The following is a 23,022-nucleotide window of genomic DNA, read 5'->3' on the forward strand; positions in this document are numbered from 1 at the left end:
AAACTGCTCGCTGTTTTCACAGCCTGAGTCATGTTTATTTATGGAACTTCTGCGTCTCGTCTGGCGCCAGTATCGCTGGCCGTTTTCTCTGGTGCTCGCGCTGAGCCTCGCCAGCGCGGCGCTCGGCATCGGGCTTATCGCCTTCATTAATCAACGCCTGATTGCCACTGTCGATCTTAATGCCTCGGTGCTGCCGGAGTTTCTCGGCCTGCTGGTGCTTTTGATGGCGGTGACGCTCGGCTCCCAGCTGGCGCTGACCATGCTCGGCCACCACTTTGTTTACCGGCTGCGCGGTGAATTTATCAAACGCATTATGGATACGCCGGTCGGGCAGATAGAAAAGCTCGGCAGCGCCACGCTGCTGGCAGGGCTGGCGAGCGATGTGCGCAATATCACCGTCGCGTTTGTGCGCCTGCCGGAGCTGGTACAGGGCGTTATTCTGACGCTCGGCAGCGCCGCCTACCTCGGCTGGCTGTCCGGCAAAATGCTTGTGGTAACCGCGCTGTGGATCGCGGTGACAATGTGGACAGGCTATCTGCTGGTGCAGCGGGTCTATAAACACCTCTCCACGCTTCGTGAGGTGGAGGACAGCCTGTATGAAGATTTCCAGATAGTGCTGGAAGGGCGCAAAGAGCTGGCGCTCAACCGCGAGCGCGCAGAGTACATCTTCGATAAGATCTACACGCCGGACGCGCAGCGTTACCGCGAACAGATTATCCGCGCCGATACTTTCCATCTGAGCGCCGTTAACTGGTCGAATATTATGATGCTCGGCGTGATTGGCCTGGTGTTCTGGATGGCGAACGGGCTTGGCTGGGCCGATACTACCGTCGCGGCCACCTATTCGCTGGCGCTGCTATTCCTGCGCACGCCGCTGCTTGCGGCGATGGGCGCGCTGCCGCCGCTGCTCTCCGCCCAGGTGGCGTTTAACAAACTCAAACAGTTTCAGCTCGTGCCTTATGAGCCGGCCTTTGAACGCCCGGCGCGCAATGACCACTGGCAGCAGCTGGAATTACGTGACGTCACCTTTACCTATCACGACGGCAGTTTCAGCGTGGGGCCGATTAATCTCACTATCCATCGCGGCGAACTGCTGTTCCTGATTGGCGGCAACGGCAGCGGCAAATCGACGCTCGCCATGCTCTTAACGGGGCTGTATGAACCCGCATCCGGCGAAATCCTGATCGACGGCAAACCGCTCGCCGCAGGCGACATGGCCGCGTACCGCCAGCATTTTTCGGCGGTGTTCACCGATGTCTGGCTGTTTGACAAACTGCTCGGCCCAGGCGGTGAAGAGGCGGACCCGGCGCTGGTGGAAACCTGGCTTCATCGCCTGAAAATGGTCAATAAGCTGACGCTTGAGAACGGCAAAATCCTCAACCTGAAACTCTCGAAAGGGCAGAAAAAGCGCGTGGCGCTGCTGCTGGCGCTGGCGGAAGGGCGCGATATCATCCTGCTTGATGAATGGGCCGCCGATCAGGACCCGCATTTCCGCCGCGAGTTTTATCAGGTGCTGCTGCCGCTGATGAAAGAGATGGGTAAAACCGTGTTCGCCATCAGTCATGACGATCACTATTTCATTCATGCCGACCGGCTGCTGGAGATGCGCCAGGGCGTGCTGTCCGAACTGACCGGCGACGAGCGCCAGCTCGCGAGCCGCGACGTGCTGGCGCGCACCGGCAGTTAAGCCGCGCGCATCAAAAAGGCGGAAACGTTCTTCCGCCTTGCAGAGCCTTAAACCACCGCGCTGGCGGTGGTTTTTTCAGAGTTTACCGCTCAGCCGCTGGTGGAATTCGTGGCTGCGCATATCCAGCCCTTCAATTTCCACTTTCGCGTTATAGCGCTGATAGTGCGTTTCGATGGCGTCCAGCGCCGCGACGGTCGAGGCGTCCCAAATCTGCGCGTGGGTTAAATCGATGATCACCCGCGCCGGATCGTCGGCGTAGCGGAAATGCTCGTAGAGATCGTTGCTGCTTGCGAAAAACAGCGGGCCGCGCACCCGGTAGCGCACCGCGGCTCCGTTATCGATAACCTCGCGCTCAGCGCGCACCACGTGGGCAACGCGACGCGCGAAGAGCATCATCGCAAACAGTACGCCGCCCGCGACACCAATAGCGAGGTTGCCGGTCCAGACGGTGGCGATAACGGTAACGACCATCACCAGCGTTTCAGAGACCGGCATGCGTTTGAGCGTGGCAGGCGCGATGCTATGCCAGTTCAGCGTTTTCGCCGCGACCACCATCATAATGCCCGCCAGCACGACCATCGGGATCTGCGCCATCACGGCGCTCAGCCCGGTCACCATCAGCAATAATACCAGCGCGGCGGCGATGGTGGAAAAGCGCGAGCGGGCGCGGCCCAGCTCTACGTTCACCACCGTCTGGCCGATCATCGCGCAGCCGCCGATGCCGCCATAAAACCCGCTCAGGATATTGGCAACACCCAGCCCCCAGCATTCGCGGCGTTTGCTGGACGGCGTGTCGGTGATGTCATCCACCAGACGCGCTGTTAAAAGCGATTCCATCAGCCCGACAAACGCGATGCTCAGCGCGCAGGGCCAGACGATACGCAGGGTGTCCAGGTTAAGCGGCACCAGTAGTTGCGTAAAGCCCGGCAGGCCCGGCGTCATCGGGCCTTCGTCGCCGACCGTCGGCGGCGTCAGCCCGCACGCCCAGGCGATGACCGTTACCGCGACAATCGCCACCAGCGGCGACGGCACGCTTTTGGTCATGCGCGGCAGGAGAAGCACGATGGCGAGCGTGGCGGCAAACAGCAGCCAGACCATCTGGCTCTGCCCCCAGACGTGCGGCACCTGCGCCATAAAAATCAGGATGCCGAGCGCGTTCACAAAGCCGGTCATCACCGAGCGCGGGATGTAACGCATCATGCGCGCCAGCCCCAGCAGCCCGAAGAGGATCTGGATGATGCCGCCCAGCACCAGCGCGGGAAGAATGTAGCCGACGCCGTGCTGATGCACCATCGGGCCAATAACCAGCGCCACCGAGCCTGCCGCCGCGGTGACCATCGCCGGGCGTCCGCCGAGCAGGGACATACTGAAGCACAGCACAATGGACGCCACAAGGCTCACTTTCGGGTCGACGCCCGCAATGACCGAGAACGAAATCACTTCCGGGATCAGCGCCAGCGCGGTCAAAACGCCCGCCAGCGTTTCGCGCATCAGCAGGCGCGGTGTGCGCAGCACATGCGCGACAGAAAGCTCAGGCACCGCCCGAGCCGCAGTTTGAGTATCAGACATGAGTATTTGCAGGTGTTTTATAATGAGCGCCGCCCTTTGCGGGCAGCAGGGACGGGCGATGGTACAGAGCAAGGCGACAAAACGCCAGCCTTGCGACCGCGCCGATTACTCAACACGCTGGTAAGGAAAGCGGTCCTGAATGGCTTTACGGAAGTAGCGGCCCTTTGATGGGGCGCGCGCCAGCGCGAGCCACACCTGCTCCGGCACGTTCTGGTAGTGATAGACCGCGCCGCTGTGAAAGGCGATTTCCAGCACCCGGCGGTCCAGGTCATAGCCGACCGACGCCAGGCTTCTGGAGACGACATCTTCTCGTTGCATTACGTCCTCGCGGCGGATGAGACAATGGTATGAAGTATAGCGCTGAAACCTGTGAGAGCGGCCGAGGACATCGCAGATAAAAAAACCAGCCTTAACGGCTGGTTTTGATGGATATTTTAACGCCAGAACCAGAGCACAGCTATTGAGATACGAGGCGTGATCCCAGCCTGAGGCTGTTTCCGCCGCGATCGTCAGTCACCTGCCAGACGATATTATCCCCGCCAGGCTCTGGCGGCAGAGAATAGGTTGCTGATCCTTTTGGTGGCAACATTCTTCCTTGCGTATCAATTGTTTTTTCGCCCACCATCAGGGAATAAAAGGTAATCCAGTAAGGTGTCGGATTCTCCGCATGCAGGGTATTTCCCGCCCGGCTAAATATCACTTTTTGATAATCGCTGCGGGTCGGTGCTTTTAAACCGGCAGGACGGTAAAATAATTTCATCCGCTGATTTATGGCCACAGCCAGCGCATGTCTTTTTTGTTCCAGCCCTTGCGGGCTGGCTTTAATCGTGATCCAGTAAACCGATTCCCGGTCAGTGGGAAGAGGTGCATTTTTGTAAATAATATGAAGTTTTCTGACGTTATTCGGGTCGAGTCGGAATAACGCTGGGGATACTTCAAATGGTGGTGTTGACGCACTGTCTGTTGTGCCCGTGACTGCATCGCTATCCACCCATGATTCAATCAGCCAGCGTTCTTTGCTCTGGTTTCGTACGGTCAAAGAATGTTGTTTTTGTCCTGGCTGATAAATAACCCGCGTTCCTTCAATCACGACGCCGGTTTGCGCTCCGGATGCCGTCGCTGCAGGCGCCTGGATAATTCCCGTCATGGTCATCTGGACAGTATCTGCGGCCTGTGCGCCCTGCGCCCAGCTAATTCCACCTGAAATGAGCAACGTCATCAACGTAGTTTTTGAAAATAATTTACTGGCAGACATAATATTTCTCCTGTTATTGGTAATTGATAGTCACGGTGGCCGAAGCATTCGCATCACCGGCGGCGACTATCTCTGCCGTTTGTAAATAACGGGCCTTCCAGCCAAAATTGAGTATGGTTGGAGTAAGTGGTTTAAATTGGCTAATGCTGCCGATCGGAACGCCATTATTATTGGCGTCCACAATTTGAATGGCCACGCCGCTGGCGGTCAGTACGCTGCTGGGCGTTAATTTAATGGCGCCCGGTTGAGGGGTGGCCGTGTCTGCCGTGGCATCCAGTTTTGCATACACCATAATTCCGGCAGGGCAGCTGAGTTTAATCGGAAGCTCCACACTGGCTGTGGTGCTGTTGATACCGGTAAACTCTGTGGTGAGATGATTGTTTAAATTTGCCGCAACCGTAGGCGTCAGAACGGTACATGACAGGGAAGGAACGACAATTGTTGTATTTCCCATGTTGTACGCTCTGTCCTGATGTTCCGCTGAGGAATAATAGAAATTTTTGACGGCCAATTGCTTTATATCTAAAACCCCGGCTTCTGGCGTATCAGATGTTTTTATGAGATCGACAATGGTCGGATTCGCATCATAAGCTGCAGTCGGGCCTGTCCAGACAGGGCTTGAAGTATAGGGGGACGTAAAATAAAACCCATTTTGCAAAACGCGAACCCCAATGCCCTGAAGGTTTGTTTCATAGACATGGCTGATGGAGGTTTCATTCGCAGAATAAGATAAGTGAAAATGAAAATAACCGTAAGATCCAGCGTCACACTCCATTTCTTTATTATTTGTGGCGGGTATTGATTGCGAAGCGATAACCCCGCCGACGGGAATATCTGATGTCACCGTCACTGTTCCGAAATTCACAGTCGCATCAGGTTGCGGATAGATAACACAATTCGCTAATGCTTGTGTTATACCCGCAATGAGCAACACTACCACACATAAAGTGTGATATAATATTTTCTGGTTTTTCATGTTTTCTACCTTAAATAAATGGCTGACTTGCATTCATCCGGACGTAATAACGCCAGATGTCATCGCCTATTTTTATACTGTTTATTTCCTGGCTCTTGTTCAGGGGTGCAGATAAAAAGAGGGTTGCCGCGGTTTTCAGGACTGAGGTGATGCTGCCAACTTACTGATTTAGTGTATGATGGTGTTTTTGAGGTGCTCCAGTGGCTTCTGTTTCTATCAGCTGTCCCTCCTGTTCAGCTACTGACGGGGTGGTGCGTAACGGCAAAAGCACCGCCGGACATCAGCGCTATCTCTGCTCTCACTGCCGTAAAACATGGCAACTGCAGTTCACTTACACCGCTTCTCAACCCGGTACGCACCAGAAAATCATTGATATGGCCATGAATGGCGTTGGATGCCGGGCAACCGCCCGCATTATGGGCGTTGGCCTCAACACGATTTTCCGCCATTTAAAAAACTCAGGCCGCAGTCGGTAACCTCGCGCATACAGCCGGGCAGTGACGTCATCGTCTGCGCGGAAATGGACGAACAGTGGGGATACGTCGGGGCTAAATCGCGCCAGCGCTGGCTGTTTTACGCGTATGACAGGCTCCGGAAGACGGTTGTTGCGCACGTATTCGGTGAACGCACTATGGCGACGCTGGGGCGTCTTATGAGCCTGCTGTCACCCTTTGACGTGGTGATATGGATGACGGATGGCTGGCCGCTGTATGAATCCCGCCTGAAGGGAAAGCTGCACGTAATCAGCAAGCGATATACGCAGCGAATTGAGCGGCATAACCTGAATCTGAGGCAGCACCTGGCACGGCTGGGACGGAAGTCGCTGTCGTTCTCAAAATCGGTGGAGCTGCATGACAAAGTCATCGGGCATTATCTGAACATAAAACACTATCAATAAGTTGGAGTCATTACCACAGACAAAGTAATTAAAAACAGAAACAAAAGAATGACTATTTTCCTGACGGAAACAGACGTCCGTTGTTTTCTGCGTCCGGGTCAGAATAAAGAACGGCTGTAAAAAATACTGAATCAAAACAGGACAGGAAATGTGCTTTTTCCAGGGACTTTCGGGGCTTCATTCGGGGAAAAACGGCATGGTATATAATTGTAAATATTATCAATTGATTAGGTTTTTTCTCCACGTTTAATCACTGCTGCGAAAAACTAAGGAAATATTTGAAATAATAGTGTGCATCGTTAAACGGAGATACACCGTATATGCAAAGGATTTCGGCTCCCTACGGAGCCGAAATCAGGGGAGTTAATAAGATGCCATGCTTAAAGCAAATAATCTCTGGTATTGGTGGCCGTTACTGGGGTTGAAGGATCAACGGTATCCTGTGGATCGACCGTTACAGTGGTAGAGAAACCAAACACGTTACCACTCACTGCGTAGCAAGTTTGTGTTGCCTGTCCCTGCGCATCGGTGACGGATTGACCGCTATTACAGTGGATAAAGCCGTTAGCGGGGTTAGACCAAATGACGGTCGCTCCGGCCACCGGATTGCCATTAATGTCTTTTACCAGCGCGGTCGTAATGCCCGGATCTGCCGCATTTCCTCTTCCGACCGAACTCAGCGAAACACTCACCGCTTTGAGCGAAACAGACGTAAAGGTTGCGGATGCGTTGCCGGATTTACCGCCCGCGCTGGCGATGACCGCGACCGTTTCTGCCGTGGCGTCGGTGAGGCTGACGGTGGCGAGACCACTGGCATCGGTGGTGACGGTGAGCGGTGTGGTGGCGGTAGCCGTTCCCACGTTCCAGGTGACGCTGACGCCCGCCATCGGCTGGCCGGACGCGCTGGTAACCAGCGCCTGCGCGACGTTAGCTGTGCTGCCATCCGCAGGCGAATTGTTAGTGGTGATGGTCACTGCGACACTACTTACCGGCACAACGCTAAAGACAGCGATCGCGCTGCCGGTTTTGCCGCCCGCAGTGGCGCTGACGGTGATAGCTTCCGCCGTGGTGTCGGTGAGGCTGACCGTGGCGATCCCGATGGCGTTGGTGGTGACGGTGAGCGGCGTGGTGGCGGTGGCCGTTCCCACGTTCCAGGTGACGCTGACCCCCGGCATTGGCTGGCCGGATGCGCTGGTAACCAGCGCCTGCGCGACGTTGACCGTGCTGCCGTCCGCAGGGGAATTGTTGGTGGTCATGGTCACTGCGACATCATTCACCGGCACCGCGGTAAAGACCGCAGAGGCGCTGCCGGATTTGCCGCCCGCACTGGCGCTGACGGTGACGGTTTCCGCCGTGGTGTCGGTGAGGCTGACCGTGGCGATCCCGCTGGCGTTGGTGGTGACGGTGAGCGGCGTGGTGGCGGTGGCCGTTCCCACGTTCCAGGTGACGCTGACCCCCGGCATCGGCTGGCCGGATGCGGTGGTAACCAGCGCCTGCGCGACGTTGGCCGTGCTGCCGTCCGCAGGGGAATTGTTGGTGGTCATGGTCACTGCGACAGCGGCGACAGTCTGGCTCACGAAGGTTGAGTTTACCGAATCCGTCTTATTCCCGGCGCTGGCGCTCAGCTTTATAGCGCCCGGGGTCGTGGAGGAAAGATGAATCGTTGCCACACCGCTGCTGTTCGTGGCCTTGTCGCTGCTGACAATTGTGGCACCATTGCCCACTTTCCAGGATATCGCAACGCCGGAGAGTCCTTTACCGCTGGCATCTTTCACCTGTACCTGGGCGGCGTTTTGATCGGTGCCGTCGGCAATACTGTTATCTTTAGTGACGACGAGATCCAGATTTGCGACTAAGAGATTGAATGCCGCAGATGTCGTGCGTACGACAGAACCGGAGGTGGCGGTCACGATCACCTGACCCGCAGTCGTATTCGTCAGGTTAACGGACGTATTGCCATTTGCATCCGTCACGCTGTTCGTATTGCTCAGAGCCGCGTTGCCACTCACCGTCCAGACGATGGCGGCATGGGCGGCAGGCTTGCCATCAGCGGTGACAGCATGAAGCGTAACGGTGTCGGCAGAGGTGCCATCCGCCGGACTGTTATTTTTTATTGTTGCAAGCGTCATATCCGCCACCGCTTTTGACGTCGCTTTTTTCTTGTATTGCAGGATAATTTCATTGTTGCGATCAACGAGATCGTAACGGCTGCCAGCCAGACTCCGTCGTGTGGCCACTTGCTCGGGGGAGATTTGCGACTGCCATGAGCTATCAAGCGCGTAGTGAAAGTTCAGGCTGAACTTCATTTCGTCCATGGAATCCTGGCCACGCTTATAATCGATGCCAGCAGTAATCAGGGGCACGGGCGTATAATTTAAACCGACCGTCACTGCGGAGGGGTTACTCTGCAAATGATCTTTATCGAACAACGCCACGTTATCACCGTAATATTGTTCGTACATTAATTTCGCGCCTAGCTGTGGAAACGAAGGAAGATAACCTTCTGCGCGCACGTCATAACCGTCAGCAGGCTTTTCATTGTAATTATCAAAATCGCCTGAGTTGTGCCATTGACTGGTTCCAATATACGTATTGGCGGAAAGTTTGAGATAATTTGTCCAGGCTTCAGCGCCAAATCCGATCCGGCGATTTTCACCCGTAAAATCATCATCAAAAAAGACGTTACCGCCGAACATCCAGTCGCGGACATAGAATGTGCGTACCCCTACGCCAATGTTGCCGGTCGTGCGGCCATCAGGTGCGCGAATGCCTAGCTGGGTGAAAAGCACGGATTTCTTATTGTCATAGAACGGAGCCAGGAAATCAAAAGCGCTATTATCCCAGTTTCCGTTATCATCGACGTCAAGCGTGACCTGCGCAGTACCGAAATGGCTTAACCATTCTTCAACCGTTGAGGCCGCATGAGTTGTTGCGAGATGTGTTGCGGTGTTTTTCATTGCATCAGCGCCATTTTGTGCCGCACTGCTGGCAAGCGACGCGCTAAGCGTTGACGCATCAGACATATCTGTTTCAGTCGCGCCAGGCCCGGATGAGGCGTGCGCGGGTAATACTAATAAAGGGAACGCTATTTGTAGGAGGATTTGCGCCCAGATAATAATCTTTTTTAACAGGCTAATTTTTAACGTATTCTTTTCCATTATGGATTGCTCATGCATAAATTCTCAATCAACACCCGTGCTACAGGTATCCTTAATGATGCCAAATGCATCTTAATATCCTGAAAAATGCAGTATTAACCTATGCCTTAATTTCCCATATAAATATCGATGCCAGACCAGACAGCATTAATGCTCCTGGAATAACAGGATGAGTATGTAAAAGAGTAAGTTGCTGAATTTAAATAATTACAGCAAAGCGCCTTCAATAAGGATTAAATGTATCGATGGTTTCTCCTGCTAAAAGTCAACGAGAGCATAAAAAATGATGACCCTTTGCAATACCTTTTGTTGAACATGTAAGTAAATGTTATTAACGCTGACATTATTAACTGGCTAACGCCGAGTCTGAAAGCGGAAATTACTATAATAGGATTAATAAGAATATTCCAGTGATGATAAGGGGAGTTAAGCGTGCTAATAAACAGAGTGATATATAAAGTGTATTTTTATGCTCACTTTTTTGCAAAAAAAGGCCAGTTTAAAGCTATATAAAATAGATAATAATAGGGTCTCTGCTACACGTGGATTAATTTTGTTTATCGCTGTTTGAGAATGGCTTACGGGAGTAAAGATTATTGCTGAAATATCTGTATACGAACAATTTACCGGAAGAAAAAATAGTCTGGCGGCTTTGTCCGTACGCTCATTACACGATGAGTGCGCGGAAACGGGCTGTACCGGTTTGAGAAGAATGAGAGGGGCTTTTATAAATGAAGTGCGTTACAGGTTCACATAACACGTTAGAGGTGGTGAGTATGTTCTGAGGAGTATATTGATGATGAGCAGTAAGATAGCATTGGGAGAGATAATCATGACACTCATTTCCGACCCGATAGAAATGATCAGAATTTTGATCATACTGACCCTGGGTGAGGTGGGCAGATGGTTATGTGGCGGCGGTCGGCTGCGTGAAAGAACAGGCGATCTGATTATCAGTATCCTGCTCTTTGCTCTTATCAGGCCGCATATCATTAGCATGTCATCCATCTTCGGCATGCGGATATCTTCACGAACTATTGCCATCTGCATCGCGCTGGTGGGTTCAAAGGGTATTAACCGTATTCTGGTTTATATCATTAAGAAAAGGACAGGATTTGATATTGATAAAGTGCTCGAAAAGAAAAAATAACACATCGCAAAGACTGTATTGTAAAGCATGGTATTAAAATCTCTGATGTATATGATTGACACCAATACATCAGAGATGATTTTATGGCATGTCGGTCTTAATAAGCAGGAAAGGAATTACTGTGCTTGTTTTGTAATGGCAGCTAATACTTGCATAATGTCAGAAAAAATGGCTGTGCTTTTATGTTTTTTATTGATATAAAGCCCGCTCTGAATTCTGATGTCTGGTATTTTTATCTTCTTTACACCCGGTGGCGAAAAAAACGAAGTGAGACATTCGGGTAATAACATCATTCCTTCTCCCGAACTTACTGAAATGAGAATAGAGGCCGTATCTCTGTCTGTTTCTATAATATCCACATGCGGTATAAAGCTTTTGATGCTATTTGAGATAATTCCTTTTAACTCATTGGAGAAAACATCCTTTCTGATAAGCAGGCTTACATTACGGATGCTGTTAAAGTTTTTTAGCGCTGTGACGTGAAGTGTTTCAGGCATAAGAAGGAAAATGGATTCATCACTGGCTTTATGAAAAATAAGATTATCAGTGTAAGCTATTTCTCTGAAGGACAAGATGCCTGCGTCGGGGTTAGTGTGAAGAGACTGGATATCGGCGCAGGAAACAGAGACGCGCCTGCAACACACAGGCTGGTTCGTTTTTTTTAGCCAGGATAAAATATGCTGATAAATGACCAATGGGACACTAATGTCGCAAAGTAACTCAAATCGGGAGCATTTGGCTGAGATACTGAAGTCGTTTTCTATCGAATAGAGGAGGTCGTAGGTGATGCTGCCAACTTACTGATTTAGTGTATGATGGTGTTTTTGAGGTGCTCCAGTGGCTTCTGTTTCTATCAGCTGTCCCTCCTGTTCAGCTACTGACGGGGTGGTGCGTAACGGCAAAAGCACCGCCGGACATCAGCGCTATCTCTGCTCTCACTGCCGTAAAACATGGCAACTGCAGTTCACTTACACCGCTTCTCAACCCGGTACGCACCAGAAAATCATTGATATGGCCATGAATGGCGTTGGATGCCGGGCAACCGCCCGCATTATGGGCGTTGGCCTCAACACGATTTTCCGCCATTTAAAAAACTCAGGCCGCAGTCGGTAACCTCGCGCATACAGCCGGGCAGTGACGTCATCGTCTGCGCGGAAATGGACGAACAGTGGGGATACGTCGGGGCTAAATCGCGCCAGCGCTGGCTGTTTTACGCGTATGACAGGCTCCGGAAGACGGTTGTTGCGCACGTATTCGGTGAACGCACTATGGCGACGCTGGGGCGTCTTATGAGCCTGCTGTCACCCTTTGACGTGGTGATATGGATGACGGATGGCTGGCCGCTGTATGAATCCCGCCTGAAGGGAAAGCTGCACGTAATCAGCAAGCGATATACGCAGCGAATTGAGCGGCATAACCTGAATCTGAGGCAGCACCTGGCACGGCTGGGACGGAAGTCGCTGTCGTTCTCAAAATCGGTGGAGCTGCATGACAAAGTCATCGGGCATTATCTGAACATAAAACACTATCAATAAGTTGGAGTCATTACCGAGGTCGTAAACAGGTTTGATTTTCTCATAAAGCGTAATCGCTAATTCTGTTGGTTCAAGGTAATTATATTTTCTGATAAATAATTTCCCTCCCATTTTTTCTTCCATTTCGTAGATTACGCGGGCGAGAGGTGAGCGTGTTACACACAGTTGCTCTGCCGCACTGTTGATGCATTTCGCTTCAAAACAAACAATAAAGTATTTTAATTTTTTTGATATTAACAAGTTCATCATTACCCCCGTTCAAAAGTTTCCTTCTTCAACAACATATTTGAAGATGATTGATGGGAAAATAATACCTTCCAGATCCCTCATATGTAGTAGCTGTCTGTCCGTGCTCCTGTGCAGGTCTCTCACAGGTAAGATACGCGATTAGCTATTATCCTTGGCTCAAAAATGGCTGACAGAATGCGCATTAATCGCACATTTCTGGATGGTAATAAGCAATGAGCGGCTCATGCTGATTCCGTCATTATTTTACCAGGCAAATTTTAGGGTGGCATACCAGAACATGATGATGTTGTGCGTGTAATTTTTTATTTGATATTCGCTATTAGCAGGTACAGATAATAGCCGGTCTGTAGCAGGAGAGCAGTAAAATCAACCGCGGACATCTCTTTCTGACTGCCTGTAATGTTTCAGGCGAGCAGACATGAAATCACAGGTATGCGTCAGTGTGCGACTGGCTATTTTTTGCCTAAAGAGAGGGGGTATTGACAGGGACGGGAATGATAAACGCATCGGTCAGGATACGACAGATATAAAAAGAGCAAGTCTCTCGACTTGCTCTTTTCCGGGGTAATGTGCCACTCACATTGCTGCGGACTGACGCATTTAAATTTTGGTCGGCACGAGAGGATTTGAACCTCCGACCCCTGACACCCCATGACAGTGCGCTACCAGGCTGCGCTACGTGCCGACGTGGAGGCTTATACTACCCGTTTTCACGCTGATTGCAAGCCGCGCCAGGCCGAGTGATTTATAAATAATCAATCAGTTAGCAATGAAGCGTTTTTCATCCGTCAGCACCTGCAGCAGCAGGCTGAGCTGCGGTTTATCGTCCTTCATTCGTTCGCCGCGCAGGTCATACATCCGGTAGTTGCCGTTGTTGTCCAGCACCAGCGTCATCTGCGGCGTCGTCACCGCCAGCGTATTGTTATCCGCGCTCACCACCCAGTTATTGCGGCGGGCAGGGGAGAAGAGATCTTCGCCCTGCGAATATTCATAAGCCGGTGTGCGCACATGCAACAGACGCTGCATCAGGGTCGTCATCACGTCCTGATGATCGGTCAGTTTCGTCACGCGCTGCGCAGGCGTGCCCGGCCAGTGGATAACCAGCGGCACCTGAATGCGCGAGCGATCCCAGCCGAAGCTCTCCTGCTGCTTGCCTAACGGAACGCCGCGGCCCGCCGTGATAATCACAACGGTATTATCCAGCTTACCGCTCGCTTTAAGCGACGCCAGCACGCGATCAATCTGCGTATCCACATTCCCCGCCGCGCGGGCGTAGCGGCGCGTAAAGGCCGCCTGCTGAGTATCTTCATCAATGTTGGTGCCATTGAAGGAGACCCATGAGAACCAGCGGTTATCTTCTGACGCGTATTTGTTGAGCCAGCTAATCCACTGCGACGCGGTTTGATCGTCGCCCTGCGGCTGTGTCGTCGGGAGTGAGAAGTCCGACAGCAGCGCCTGGCGGTACAGCGAACTGCTGAAACCATCTGACGCGAACAGGCCGAGCTGATACCCCTGCTGATTCAGCGCGGTGATCAGCGCCGCCGGAATACGTGCGGCCAGCACGCCATCCATGTAACCCGGCGAAATTCCGTAGAACAGACCAAAAATGCCGCTATCGGTCAGATTCCCGGAGCTGAAATGCTGGGTGAAATTGATGTTGTCGTGCGCAAACTGCGCAAGCGACGGCATCTGTTTTTCAAAGCGCGAGTAGTTCAGGCCATCGACCGTAATCAACAGCACGTTATGCCCGGAGCCCATATCGCCGTAGCGCAGATCGCTCAGCGGATATTGCACGCTGACCGCCTCCGGATCGCCTTGCTCCACCAGACGGCGCTGATACTCCTGCGCATCCAGCAGGCCATGTTTTTCCAGAAAACGGCGCGCCGTCATCGGGTAGGAGAGCGGGAGGTTCGCGCGCTGCATCGTGACCGGACGGTAGAAATTGGCATCGGCCCAGATATACATCACGTGCGTAGTCACAAACGAGGCGAAAAAGAGCGCGGCCACGGGGCGCGCGTACCGGCGGCGGCGCGTCAGGCTGCGCAGCTTCTGCCAGCTCCAGGTGGCGAACAGCATCTCGATAAGCAAAATCACCGGCACCGCAATAAACATCAGCTGCCAGTCGCGGGCCATTTCGCTTTGATCGGGGTTAATCACCACCTGCCAGACCACCGGATTGATATGCAGGTGGAAGCGGGTAAAGACTTCGCTGTCGACCAGCAGCAGCGTCATGCCGATGGTCGCGAGAATCGCCGACAGGAACCGCATCAGCCGTTGCGACATCACGATAAACGTGAGCGGGAACAGGATCAGCAGATACGTGGCAAACACCAGAAAGCTAAAGTGGCCCACCAGACTCACGTAGGAGTAAACCCGGCCCGTCAGGGTCGTGGGCCAGTCGGCGATAAACAGATAGCGGCTACCGAGGACAATGGAGAAGAGAATATTGAACAGGGCGAACCAGTGCCCCCAGCTGATCATCTGGGAGACTTTTTCGCGGTAGCGCTGACGGTTAGTCACCATAGCTTTTTAACGTTCTTCCTTAATGCGCGTTATCGTCGCGAATGGAGGACTGCAACGCCTCCGCGAAGGAGCGCGCCAGCGTCTTGCGCTGCGCGGGAGCCACGCTGTTATTGATAACATTGGTGACCATATTCCCAAGTACCATCAGGGAAAGGTCGGTCGGCGCCTTGTGCTTTGACAGCACGCTCGCCAGTTCAGTCAGTAATTCTTCAACGCGTTCGTCACTATAGCGGGATAGTTGTGGCATAAATCAACATCAGTTTGTTCAGGAAAGTCCAATATCTTACCGTAGCAGTGGCTTTATTTCCGCTTTTTTATCAGCGGTTGCGCAGGACGGCAGGCAGTGGTTGAATACGCCCCTGCCCAACAGGAGAGTTTATCATGAGTCTGGATATCAACCAGATTGCCTTACATCAGTTAATTAAGCGCGATGAGCAGAACCTGGAGCTTATCCTGCGCGACTCGCTGCTTGAACCTGGCAATACGGTCACGGAAATGATGGCCGAGCTGCATCGCGTCTACAGCGCGAAAAGCAAAGCCTACGGTCTTTTTAACGAAGAGAGCGAGCTTGCCGAGGCGCTGCGTCAGTGCCGTCGCGGCGATGAAGATTTCCTGGCGTTCAGCCGCGCGGCCACTGGCCGTCTGCGTGACGAGCTGGCGAAATACCCGTTCGCGGATGGCGGCATCGTGCTGTTTTGTCACTATCGTTATCTCGCGGTCGAATACCTGCTGGTGGCGGTGCTGAACAATTTAAGCAGCATGCGCGTTAACGAACAGCTGGACATCAGCACCACGCACTATCTGGATATCAACCACGCCGATATCGTCGCGCGCATTGATCTGACCGAATGGGAAACCAACCCGGAATCGACCCGCTACTTAACCTTCCTGAAAGGCCGGGTAGGGCGCAAGGTCGCCGATTTCTTTATGGATTTCCTGGGCGCGAGCGTGGGGCTTGATACCAAAGCGCAGAACCGCGGGCTGTTGCAGGCGCTGGATGATTTCACTGCCGAGGCGCAGCTCGATAAAGCCGAGCGCCAGAACGTGCGCGCGCAGGTCTACAGCTACTGTAACGAGCAGTTGCAGGCGGGCGAAGAAATTGCGCTGTCTGAGCTTTCCAAAGAGCTGCCGAGTTTTGGCGAGAAAAGCTTCCAGGAGTTTACGGCGGAGCAGGGCTATGAGCTGGAAGAGACCTTCCCGGCGGATCGCAGCACGCTGCGTCAGCTGACCAAATACGCCGGCAGCGGCGGCGGGCTTACGATTAACTTCGACGCCATGCTGCTTGGCGAGCGTATTTTCTGGGACCCGGCGACCGACACGCTGACCATTAAAGGCACGCCGCCGAACCTGCGCGATCAGCTACAGCGCCGGACGTCAGGCAAATAAACGTGAAATGAAAAAGGGCGGAATTTCCGCCCTTAATTTTTGCGCCTGAATCACAGGCAAAAAAAAACGCCGCATAGCGCGGCGTTTTTTCTTCATTGCACTTACGCGCGAACGAAGTCGATGTGGTGCAGTTTCGGTTTGTACGGGTGACGCTGTACAGCCTGAACTTTTACTTTAACTTCTTTGCCATCGATAGCCAGAGTCAGCACTTCGCTGTAAAACTCCGGTTTAGCCTGCATGTTCATCACTTTGTCGTGGTCCAGTTCGATTGCAACCGGAGCCTCGGTGCCACCGTAAACGATAGCCGGGAACTTGTTGGCGTGACGCAGGCGGCGGCTCGCACCCTTACCCTGCTCTTTACGTACTTCAGCGTTGATAGTAAACATTGACATCTCTCTTAATAAAGAAACCTGTTACAGGCGACCCAGCAACAGGCAAATGACTGGCTTTGCGGATGCAAAAGCGGGCGGCATTATAGCTATTCGAGCGCGCAGGGGCAACGAAAACCGCCGCTAACCGCGTAATTCATTGGCGCGGCGGAACCGCCCGTTATAATCGAACACCTTTTCACGCACCTGCCAGTACTGGCCTTTGAGCCTGGCCACCACAAAATCGGGATGACGCAACAGCGCCTGCTGGGCGACGATATCGTTGACGGTTATCCAGCGCAGCGGCACGCCCGGCGTGCGGGTGTGCGGGCGAATAAAAAGCTGTTCAAAGGCGGTGCGCTGCGCGGGCGTGTGCAGGCGGAAGCGTTCGCTGACGTCCGCGCCGTCCTCATCGTAATAGGTCACTTTCAGCCATTCGCCTTTCTCATCGGCGCCCGGCTGGAGTTGCATCCCGCCGCAACGCAGCACCAGCGCGTCTTTAAGCTTCAGCGCCGCTTTCAGCATGTCGTCCGGGTCTACCAGCACCTTGTCGCATTCGCGGCAGCGCCGCGCGGCGATGTCGTTTTCCGCGTTGCAGTGCGGACAATTTTTAAAGCGGAAGCGGTAGTCGCACTGTTCACGGTGGCCATCGTCATCTTCGAACCAGCCCTGGCAGCGGCGGCCGAAATGCTCGATAAGCGTGCCATCCGCCGTGGTTTTGCCCCAGAAGGTATTGGCGAAACCGCAGGCGGGGCAGAAGACCTGCACCGGCACATTGTCGCTTTTACCCTTCGGCGCGCCCACTTCCGGCGCGTAGAGATCGTGCGGGTTACCCGCGTAATCAAGGATCAGGCAATCTTTTTTGCCCGGCGACAGCCGTAGCCCGCGCCCGACAATCTGCTGATAGAGGCTGACCGATTCGGTCGGGCGCAGAATAGCGATGAGATCCACATGCGGCGCGTCAAAGCCGGTGGTGAGTACCGCCACGTTGACGAGAAAACGCAGTTGCTGAGCTTTAAACGCCTCAATAATCGCGTCGCGTTCGCGTCCTGGCGTTTCGCCGGTGATAAGCGCCGCTTCGCCCGCAGGCAGCAGGCCGGTGATTTCACGCGCGTGCTCGACGGTTGCGGCGAAAATCATCGCGCCGCGCCGGTCAGCGGCGAATTCAACTATCTGGCTCACGATATGCGGCGTGATGCGCTGCTGCTGTTTCAGCTCGCGGTTAAGGTCAGCCTCGCTGAACAGCCCGTTGCTCTGGGCCTGCAGACGGCTGAAATCATATTGTACCACCGGCATATCGAGCCGCTCCGGCGGCGTCAGGTAGCCGTGTTTAATCATGTAGCGCAGCGGCAGCTCGTAGATGCAGTCGCGAAACAGCGCTTTTTCATCGCCGCGCACCATGCCGTGATAATGGAACTGGTAAATCCAGCCCTTGCCGAGGCGAAACGGTGTCGCGGTCAGCCCCAGTAAGCGCAGGCGCGGGTTCTGCTTACGCAGGTGCGTGAGAATTTGCTGATACTGACTGTCGTCGTCATCGCTAATGCGATGGCACTCATCGACAATCACCAGCGAGAATTCTCCCTGAAAATGGTCGAGGTAGCGCGCCACCGACTGCACGCTGCCGAACACGACCTTGCCGTGGCTCTCTTTGCGTGCGAGACCGGCCGCGTAAATATCGGCCTCAAGCCCGAGCGCCAGATATTTCGCATGGTTTTGCGCCACCAGCTCTTTCACGTGGGCGAGCACCAGCACACGGCCGCGTGCGAGCCGCGCCAGTTCGGCGATCACCAGGCTTTTGCCTGCGCCGGTCGGCAGAACGATCGCCGCTGGCGCGTCGTGGCGGCGAAAATGGTTAAGGGTGGCATCCACCGCTTCGCGCTGGTAGGGACGTAAAGTAAAGGACATGGGGCCTGCAGAAATAGGGATCACGCTAATATTATGCCACGAATCATTTTCATCTTGTGAGCGGGCCATTGCCCGTTATACTGACGGCTCTGATTCCGCTTCAAGCATATTGACGGGCGCTTTGCCCGCCCCCGCGTCGGAACTGCATCAACAACAGGCTTATAAACGTAATGCGACTTGATAAATTTATCGCCCAGCAGCTTGGCGTCAGCCGCGCTATTGCTGGCCGTGAAATTCGCGCCAGCCGGGTCACGGTGGATGGCGAGATTGTAAAAGACAGCGCTTTTAAACTGCTGGCGGATCACGACGTCGAATATGACGGCAATCCGCTCATCCAGCAGAACGGCCCGCGCTATTTTATGCTGAATAAACCGCAGGGCTACGTCTGCTCCACCGACGATCCGGATCATCCGACGGTGCTCTACTTTCTGGACGAGCCGGTCGCGCATAAGCTGCACGCCGCAGGGCGACTGGATATCGACACCACCGGGCTGGTGCTGATGACTGACGACGGCCAGTGGTCGCATCGCATCACCTCGCCGCGCCATCATTGTGAGAAAACCTATCTGGTGACGCTGGAATCGCCGGTGGCGGATGACACCGCGGCGCTGTTTGCCAAAGGCGTACAGCTCAACAACGAAAAAGATCTCACCAAACCGGCGCAGCTTGAAGTGATCACCCCGACCGAAGTGCGTCTCACCATCAGCGAAGGGCGCTATCATCAGGTGAAGCGTATGTTTGCGGCGGTGGGTAATCACGTTGTCGGTCTGCATCGCGAGCGCATCGGGGCGATTGAACTCGATCCTGAGCTTGCGCCTGGCGAATACCGCCCGTTAACCGAAGACGAAATTACCAGCGTTGGCATGCCGTCACGCTAATTTCAGGAGTCAACTGTGACCACCAGGCAGAATTCGTCGCTGGGTATTGTGTTTATTCTTGGCCTGCTGGCCATGCTGATGCCGCTCTCTATCGATATGTATCTCCCGGCGCTGCCGGTTATCGCCAGCGAGTTTGGCGTCGAGGCGGGCAGCGCCCAGATGACGCTCAGCACCTATATTCTGGGCTTTGCTATCGGCCAGCTTTTTTATGGGCCGATGGCCGACAGTCTGGGACGCAAGCCGGTTATTCTTGGCGGCACGCTGATATTCGCGGCGGCCGCCATCGCCTGCGCGCTGGCCCAGAGCATCGACCAGCTCATTTATATGCGTTTTCTGCACGGGCTTTCCGCGGCGGCGGCAAGCGTGGTGATTAACGCCCTGATGCGCGATATCTACCCGAAGGAAGAGTTCTCGCGCATGATGTCCTTTGTGATGCTGGTGACGACCATCGCGCCGCTGCTGGCACCGATGGCGGGCGGGGCGGTGCTGGTCTGGTTTAACTGGCACGTGATTTTCTGGATCCTCGCGGTGCTGGCGCTGCTCGCCTGCGCCATGATTTTCTTTCTTATCCGCGAAACGCTGCCGGTGGAGCGTCGCCAGAAGTTTCACTTTCGCACCACGCTTGGCAACTTCGCCACGCTGTTTCGCCATAAGCGCGTCCTGAGCTATATGCTGGCGAGCGGCTTCAGCTTTGCCGGCATGTTTTCGTTTTTAAGCGCCGGGCCGTTTGTCTATATCGAACTGAATCACGTTTCGCCGCAGCACTTCGGTTATTACTTCGCGCTGAATATCGTGTTTCTGTTCGTGATGACCATCATTAACAGCCGCTTTGTGCGCCGCGTGGGCGCGCTGAAAATGTTCCGCGCCGGGCTGTTTATTCAGTTTGCGATGGCCGTGTGGCTGGTGATTAGCGCGCAGTTTGATGTCGGCTTCTGGTCGCTGGTGCTGGGCGTGGCGGCGTTTGTCGGCTGTGTGTCGCTGGTGGCGTCCAACGCGATGGCGGTTATCCTGGATGAGTTTCCGCATATGGCGGGAACGGCCTCGTCGCTCGCAGGCACGTTCCGCTTCGGGATCGGGGCGATTATGGGCGCGCTGCTCTCTATGGCGACGTTCAACTCCGCCTGGCCGATGCTGCTTTCCATCTTCTTCTGCGCTACCTGTTCCATTCTTTTCTATCTCTACGCCAGCCGTCCTCGCCGACGCGCTGTCTGATCTTCTCGCGGGAGTATCACTCCCGCCTTTTAGTCACGCATTAAGTCCCTCTGGCGCGCTTTCTTGAGTCATTTTCGTTTCCTGAATGTAAAAATATATCGCGTAAAAAGTCACGGCCTTGTATTAAAAAAGGTTGTGTCGGGGCGCGTAACGGGGTACATATAGCGCCAAAATGCGAGCCAACGCACAAAATAACCGCCTCGCTGGTGAGGAAATAACCGGAGGATGCGGTGGCAATGAAACCGTTTTCTTTGTTGATACGATCACTTTTTGTCAACATGTGTTAATCTTTATGTGAATGACTTGTAAAATTTATGTTTCCGGGGACACTATCTTGAATACGCTACAACTCTCTATCGTTCATCGCTTGCCGCAGAGCTATCGGTGGCGGGCGGGTTTCGCCGGTTCAAAAGTTGAACCGATTCCGCAACAGGGCCCGGATTGCGACAACTGTCTGGTTGGCCTGCGCCTGTTAAGCCCGGACGGCGAAAAAGCCTGGCCGGTGATGCAGAAGCTCAGCCAGGCGTTGAATGATATCTCGGTGGATTGCTCCGTGCTGGAGTGCGAAGGCGAGCCGTGTCTGTTCGTGAGCCATCAGGATGAGTTCGCGGCCACCTGTCGGCTGAAGAATTTCGGCGTGGCAATTGCCGAGCCGTTTTCCGGCCAGAATCCTTTCTGAGCCTTAGCGCAGCGTTAACAGCTCGCGCGTATAGGCCTCACGCGGGGCGGCGAAAACCGTCTGACAGTCGCCCTGCTCAATCACCTCTCCCTGACGCAACACCACCACCTGATGACACAGCGAGCGCACCACCTGCAAATCATGGCTGATAAACAGGTAAGCGAGCTGATGCTCTTGCTGTAGCTTTTTCAGCAGCGAAAGGATCTGCGCCTGTACGGTGCGATCGAGCGACGACGTCGGTTCATCCAGGATAAGCAACTCGGGTTTTAAGATCAGCGCCCGCGCGATGGCGATGCGCTGGCGCTGGCCGCCGGAAAATTCGCTCGGGTAACGGTGGCGCGTTTCGGGATCGAGCCCCACTTCGCGCATCACATCAATCACCTGCGCCTCGCGCTCAGCCGGGGTCAGCGCTGGCTGATGGACGCGCAGCCCTTCGGCGATAATGCTTTGTACGTCAAGACGCGGGTTAAGCGATGAGTTCGGATCCTGAAACACCACCTGAATCCGGCGGCGCAGCGGCAGTAGCGCGTGGCGGTTGAGTGCGTGCAGCGGATGCCCGTCGAAAACAATCTCGCCTTTTGAGGCGATAAGGCGCAGCAGCGCAAGCCCTGACGTACTCTTGCCCGACCCCGATTCGCCCACCAGCCCCAGGCTTTCGCCCGCATGCAGCGTAAAGCTTAAATTTTTGAGCGCATGATGATAGCCCGCGACGCGCCGCAGCAGCCCGCGACGCTTCTCAAACGCCACGCTCAGCCCACGCACAGTGAGTAAAGGCACGGCAGGCTCAGGAAGCGGCACCGGAGAGCCGTCCGGCTCGGCGTTAATCAGGCGCCGGGTGTAGTCATGCGCGGGCGTGGCGAACAGCGCCGCGGCGCAGTTTTGCTCCACGCAGCGCCCGTTCTGCATCACCGCCACGTTATCCGCGAGCCGTTTGACGATATTCAGGTTATGGGTGATGAACAGCAGCCCCATGTTGAGTTCGCGCTTCAGCTCCGCCAGCAGTTGCAGGATTTGCGCCTGCACCGTGACGTCCAGCGCGGTGGTCGGTTCATCGGCGATGAGCAGCGCCGGGCGGGTCAACAGCGCCATCGCGATCATCACGCGCTGGCGTTCGCCGCCGGAAAGCTGGTGCGGGAAATCGTTCATCCGCTGCGATGCGTTGCGAATACCGACGCGCTCAAGACAGGTGAGGATCTCGGCGCGCGCGGGCTCGCGACGCATGCCACGGTGCAGCGCCAGCACTTCATAGAGCTGTTTTTCCACGGTATGCAGCGGGTTTAAGGAAACCATTGGCTCCTGAAAAATCATCGCTATCTGGTTGCCGCGCACCGCGCGCAGTTCGCGTTCGCTGGCGTGCAGCAGCGACTGCCCCTGAAAGCGGATATCGCCCTGCGGATAAACCACCGGCGGCGACGGGAGCAGACGCAGCACGGAAAGGGCCGTGACGCTTTTTCCGGAGCCCGATTCGCCCACCAGCGCCAGCGTTTCGCCCGGCTCAATAGCCAGCGACAGCGAATCCACCACCTGACGCTCAACGCCCTGCTGGCGAAACGCGATGGAAAGATTGTCGATGGAAAGCAGAGGGTGCGTCATA

At 54.5% G+C, this 23,022-nt stretch carries 20 protein-coding genes and 1 tRNA gene; 8 read left to right on the forward strand and 13 right to left on the reverse strand.

Annotation, left to right across the window (positions count from 1 at the left end; genetic code table 11):
* The first annotated feature begins 40 nt into the window (after nt 1–40).
* Nucleotides 41–1,687, forward strand: a complete 1,647-nt coding sequence (locus CSK29544_RS11680; protein WP_007897489.1) for a multidrug ABC transporter permease/ATP-binding protein — start codon at nt 41–43, stop codon at nt 1,685–1,687.
* A gap of 75 nt (nt 1,688–1,762) precedes the next feature.
* On the opposite strand, the gene CSK29544_RS11685 is transcribed toward CSK29544_RS11680, so the two are convergent.
* The 4 genes from CSK29544_RS11685 to CSK29544_RS11700 all read right to left on the reverse strand — a co-directional run bounded on the left by CSK29544_RS11685 (nt 1,763) and on the right by CSK29544_RS11700 (nt 5,487).
* Nucleotides 1,763–3,256 carry a SulP family inorganic anion transporter gene (locus CSK29544_RS11685; protein ID WP_029039683.1) on the reverse strand — a complete coding sequence of 498 codons (1,494 nt, stop codon included), beginning with the start codon at nt 3,254–3,256 and terminating at the stop codon, nt 1,763–1,765.
* Nucleotides 3,257–3,361: 105 nt separating this feature from the next.
* Complete coding sequence (locus CSK29544_RS11690) at nt 3,362–3,574, reverse strand: KTSC domain-containing protein (RefSeq protein ID WP_007794706.1); 213 nt, start codon at nt 3,572–3,574, stop codon at nt 3,362–3,364.
* A 139-nt stretch (nt 3,575–3,713) separates the two neighbouring features.
* Nucleotides 3,714–4,511 carry a fimbrial biogenesis chaperone gene (locus CSK29544_RS22875; RefSeq protein WP_029039684.1) on the reverse strand — a complete coding sequence of 266 codons (798 nt, stop codon included), beginning with the start codon at nt 4,509–4,511 and terminating at the stop codon, nt 3,714–3,716.
* 13 nt (nt 4,512–4,524) lie between these two features.
* The gene (locus tag CSK29544_RS11700) at nt 4,525–5,487 is read right to left on the reverse strand and encodes a fimbrial protein (protein ID WP_007897490.1); all 963 of its coding nucleotides are present in this window, start codon (nt 5,485–5,487) and stop codon (nt 4,525–4,527) included.
* A gap of 200 nt (nt 5,488–5,687) precedes the next feature.
* Here CSK29544_RS11700 and CSK29544_RS11705 point away from each other — a divergent pair.
* Nucleotides 5,688–6,385, forward strand: a protein-coding gene (locus tag CSK29544_RS11705) for an IS1-like element IS1B family transposase (RefSeq protein ID WP_095033700.1) whose coding sequence is annotated in 2 segments (ribosomal slippage) — nt 5,688–5,937 and nt 5,937–6,385 — 699 coding nt in all. Because the reading frame shifts where the segments join, the coding sequence is not laid out codon by codon here.
* Nucleotides 6,386–6,765: 380 nt separating this feature from the next.
* Here the strand turns inward: CSK29544_RS11705 and inv are convergent.
* Nucleotides 6,766–9,561: an inverse autotransporter invasin Inv gene (gene inv / locus CSK29544_RS11710; RefSeq protein ID WP_029039750.1), complete on the reverse strand. Its 2,796-nt coding sequence runs from the start codon at nt 9,559–9,561 to the stop codon at nt 6,766–6,768.
* 778 nt (nt 9,562–10,339) lie between these two features.
* Here inv and CSK29544_RS11715 point away from each other — a divergent pair.
* On the forward strand, nt 10,340–10,693 hold the full coding sequence (locus tag CSK29544_RS11715) for a hypothetical protein (RefSeq protein ID WP_029039751.1): 354 nt from the start codon (nt 10,340–10,342) through the stop codon (nt 10,691–10,693).
* 116 nt (nt 10,694–10,809) lie between these two features.
* Here the strand turns inward: CSK29544_RS11715 and CSK29544_RS11720 are convergent, their stop codons facing one another.
* Nucleotides 10,810–11,265 carry a hypothetical protein gene (locus CSK29544_RS11720; protein ID WP_241720330.1) on the reverse strand — a complete coding sequence of 152 codons (456 nt, stop codon included), beginning with the start codon at nt 11,263–11,265 and terminating at the stop codon, nt 10,810–10,812.
* A gap of 265 nt (nt 11,266–11,530) precedes the next feature.
* Between CSK29544_RS11720 and CSK29544_RS11725 the strand changes: the two genes are divergently transcribed.
* A protein-coding gene (locus CSK29544_RS11725; RefSeq protein ID WP_095033700.1) for an IS1-like element IS1B family transposase occupies nt 11,531–12,228 on the forward strand; the annotation gives its coding sequence in 2 pieces (ribosomal slippage) (nt 11,531–11,780 and nt 11,780–12,228; 699 coding nt in all).
* Here CSK29544_RS11725 and CSK29544_RS22895 read toward each other — a convergent pair.
* The 4 genes from CSK29544_RS22895 to CSK29544_RS11740 all read right to left on the reverse strand — a co-directional run bounded on the left by CSK29544_RS22895 (nt 12,163) and on the right by CSK29544_RS11740 (nt 15,247).
* Nucleotides 12,163–12,477, reverse strand: a complete 315-nt coding sequence (locus CSK29544_RS22895; RefSeq protein WP_085958990.1) for a LysR family transcriptional regulator — start codon at nt 12,475–12,477, stop codon at nt 12,163–12,165. The genes CSK29544_RS11725 and CSK29544_RS22895 overlap by 66 nt on opposite strands.
* 608 nt (nt 12,478–13,085) lie before the next feature.
* Nucleotides 13,086–13,162, reverse strand: a tRNA-Pro gene (locus CSK29544_RS11730).
* Nucleotides 13,163–13,236: 74 nt separating this feature from the next.
* Nucleotides 13,237–15,000, reverse strand: a complete 1,764-nt coding sequence (gene yejM, locus CSK29544_RS11735) for an LPS biosynthesis-modulating metalloenzyme YejM (RefSeq protein WP_007890786.1) — start codon at nt 14,998–15,000, stop codon at nt 13,237–13,239.
* Nucleotides 15,001–15,019: 19 nt separating this feature from the next.
* Nucleotides 15,020–15,247 (reverse strand): YejL family protein, encoded by a 228-nt coding sequence (locus CSK29544_RS11740; RefSeq protein ID WP_004387431.1) that lies wholly within the window; start codon nt 15,245–15,247, stop codon nt 15,020–15,022.
* A gap of 134 nt (nt 15,248–15,381) precedes the next feature.
* On the opposite strand from CSK29544_RS11740, the gene yejK reads away from it, so the two are divergent.
* Nucleotides 15,382–16,386, forward strand: a complete 1,005-nt coding sequence (gene yejK / locus CSK29544_RS11745; RefSeq protein ID WP_004387432.1) for a nucleoid-associated protein YejK — start codon at nt 15,382–15,384, stop codon at nt 16,384–16,386.
* 101 nt (nt 16,387–16,487) lie between these two features.
* On the opposite strand, the gene rplY is transcribed toward yejK, so the two are convergent.
* Nucleotides 16,488–16,772 carry a 50S ribosomal protein L25 gene (rplY, locus tag CSK29544_RS11750; protein WP_004387433.1) on the reverse strand — a complete coding sequence of 95 codons (285 nt, stop codon included), beginning with the start codon at nt 16,770–16,772 and terminating at the stop codon, nt 16,488–16,490.
* Nucleotides 16,773–16,898: 126 nt separating this feature from the next.
* Nucleotides 16,899–18,659 carry a DNA repair helicase RadD gene (radD, locus tag CSK29544_RS11755; RefSeq protein ID WP_007890787.1) on the reverse strand — a complete coding sequence of 587 codons (1,761 nt, stop codon included), beginning with the start codon at nt 18,657–18,659 and terminating at the stop codon, nt 16,899–16,901.
* 170 nt (nt 18,660–18,829) lie between these two features.
* Here radD and rsuA point away from each other — a divergent pair, with 170 nt between their 5' ends.
* From rsuA to CSK29544_RS11770, 3 genes are all read left to right on the forward strand, one after another.
* Nucleotides 18,830–19,537 (forward strand): 16S rRNA pseudouridine(516) synthase RsuA, encoded by a 708-nt coding sequence (gene rsuA / locus CSK29544_RS11760; protein ID WP_007890788.1) that lies wholly within the window; start codon nt 18,830–18,832, stop codon nt 19,535–19,537.
* Nucleotides 19,538–19,552: 15 nt separating this feature from the next.
* Nucleotides 19,553–20,749, forward strand: a complete 1,197-nt coding sequence (locus CSK29544_RS11765) for a Bcr/CflA family multidrug efflux MFS transporter (protein WP_007890789.1) — start codon at nt 19,553–19,555, stop codon at nt 20,747–20,749.
* 334 nt (nt 20,750–21,083) lie between these two features.
* On the forward strand, nt 21,084–21,428 hold the full coding sequence (locus CSK29544_RS11770; protein ID WP_004387437.1) for a YejG family protein: 345 nt from the start codon (nt 21,084–21,086) through the stop codon (nt 21,426–21,428).
* Between the two features lie 3 nt (nt 21,429–21,431).
* Here the strand turns inward: CSK29544_RS11770 and yejF are convergent, their stop codons facing one another.
* On the reverse strand, nt 21,432–23,021 hold the full coding sequence (gene yejF / locus CSK29544_RS11775; RefSeq protein WP_029039351.1) for a microcin C ABC transporter ATP-binding protein YejF: 1,590 nt from the start codon (nt 23,019–23,021) through the stop codon (nt 21,432–21,434).
* Nucleotide 23,022 lies beyond the last annotated feature (1 nt).

It is taken from the genome of Cronobacter sakazakii, from assembly GCF_000982825.1.
In the GTDB taxonomy this organism is placed as follows: domain Bacteria; phylum Pseudomonadota; class Gammaproteobacteria; order Enterobacterales; family Enterobacteriaceae; genus Cronobacter; species Cronobacter sakazakii.

What these genes read in the sequence shown, in the direction of transcription:
- CSK29544_RS22875 (WP_029039684.1), bottom strand. Translation starts at nt 4,511, where the DNA reads ATGTCTGCCAGTAAATTATTTTCAAAAACTACGTTGATGACGTTGCTC.
- CSK29544_RS11700 (WP_007897490.1), bottom strand. Translation starts at nt 5,487, where the DNA reads ATGAAAAACCAGAAAATATTATATCACACTTTATGTGTGGTAGTGTTG.
- rplY (WP_004387433.1), bottom strand. Translation starts at nt 16,772, where the DNA reads ATGTTTACTATCAACGCTGAAGTACGTAAAGAGCAGGGTAAGGGTGCG.
- yejK (WP_004387432.1), top strand. Translation starts at nt 15,382, where the DNA reads ATGAGTCTGGATATCAACCAGATTGCCTTACATCAGTTAATTAAGCGC.
- CSK29544_RS22895 (WP_085958990.1), bottom strand. Translation starts at nt 12,477, where the DNA reads ATGATGAACTTGTTAATATCAAAAAAATTAAAATACTTTATTGTTTGT.
- yejF (WP_029039351.1), bottom strand. Translation starts at nt 23,021, where the DNA reads ATGACGCACCCTCTGCTTTCCATCGACAATCTTTCCATCGCGTTTCGC.
- yejM (WP_007890786.1), bottom strand. Translation starts at nt 15,000, where the DNA reads ATGGTGACTAACCGTCAGCGCTACCGCGAAAAAGTCTCCCAGATGATC.
- CSK29544_RS11685 (WP_029039683.1), bottom strand. Translation starts at nt 3,256, where the DNA reads ATGTCTGATACTCAAACTGCGGCTCGGGCGGTGCCTGAGCTTTCTGTC.
- CSK29544_RS11690 (WP_007794706.1), bottom strand. Translation starts at nt 3,574, where the DNA reads ATGCAACGAGAAGATGTCGTCTCCAGAAGCCTGGCGTCGGTCGGCTAT.
- CSK29544_RS11740 (WP_004387431.1), bottom strand. Translation starts at nt 15,247, where the DNA reads ATGCCACAACTATCCCGCTATAGTGACGAACGCGTTGAAGAATTACTG.
- radD (WP_007890787.1), bottom strand. Translation starts at nt 18,659, where the DNA reads ATGTCCTTTACTTTACGTCCCTACCAGCGCGAAGCGGTGGATGCCACC.
- CSK29544_RS11715 (WP_029039751.1), top strand. Translation starts at nt 10,340, where the DNA reads ATGATGAGCAGTAAGATAGCATTGGGAGAGATAATCATGACACTCATT.
- rsuA (WP_007890788.1), top strand. Translation starts at nt 18,830, where the DNA reads ATGCGACTTGATAAATTTATCGCCCAGCAGCTTGGCGTCAGCCGCGCT.
- inv (WP_029039750.1), bottom strand. Translation starts at nt 9,561, where the DNA reads ATGCATGAGCAATCCATAATGGAAAAGAATACGTTAAAAATTAGCCTG.
- CSK29544_RS11680 (WP_007897489.1), top strand. Translation starts at nt 41, where the DNA reads ATGGAACTTCTGCGTCTCGTCTGGCGCCAGTATCGCTGGCCGTTTTCT.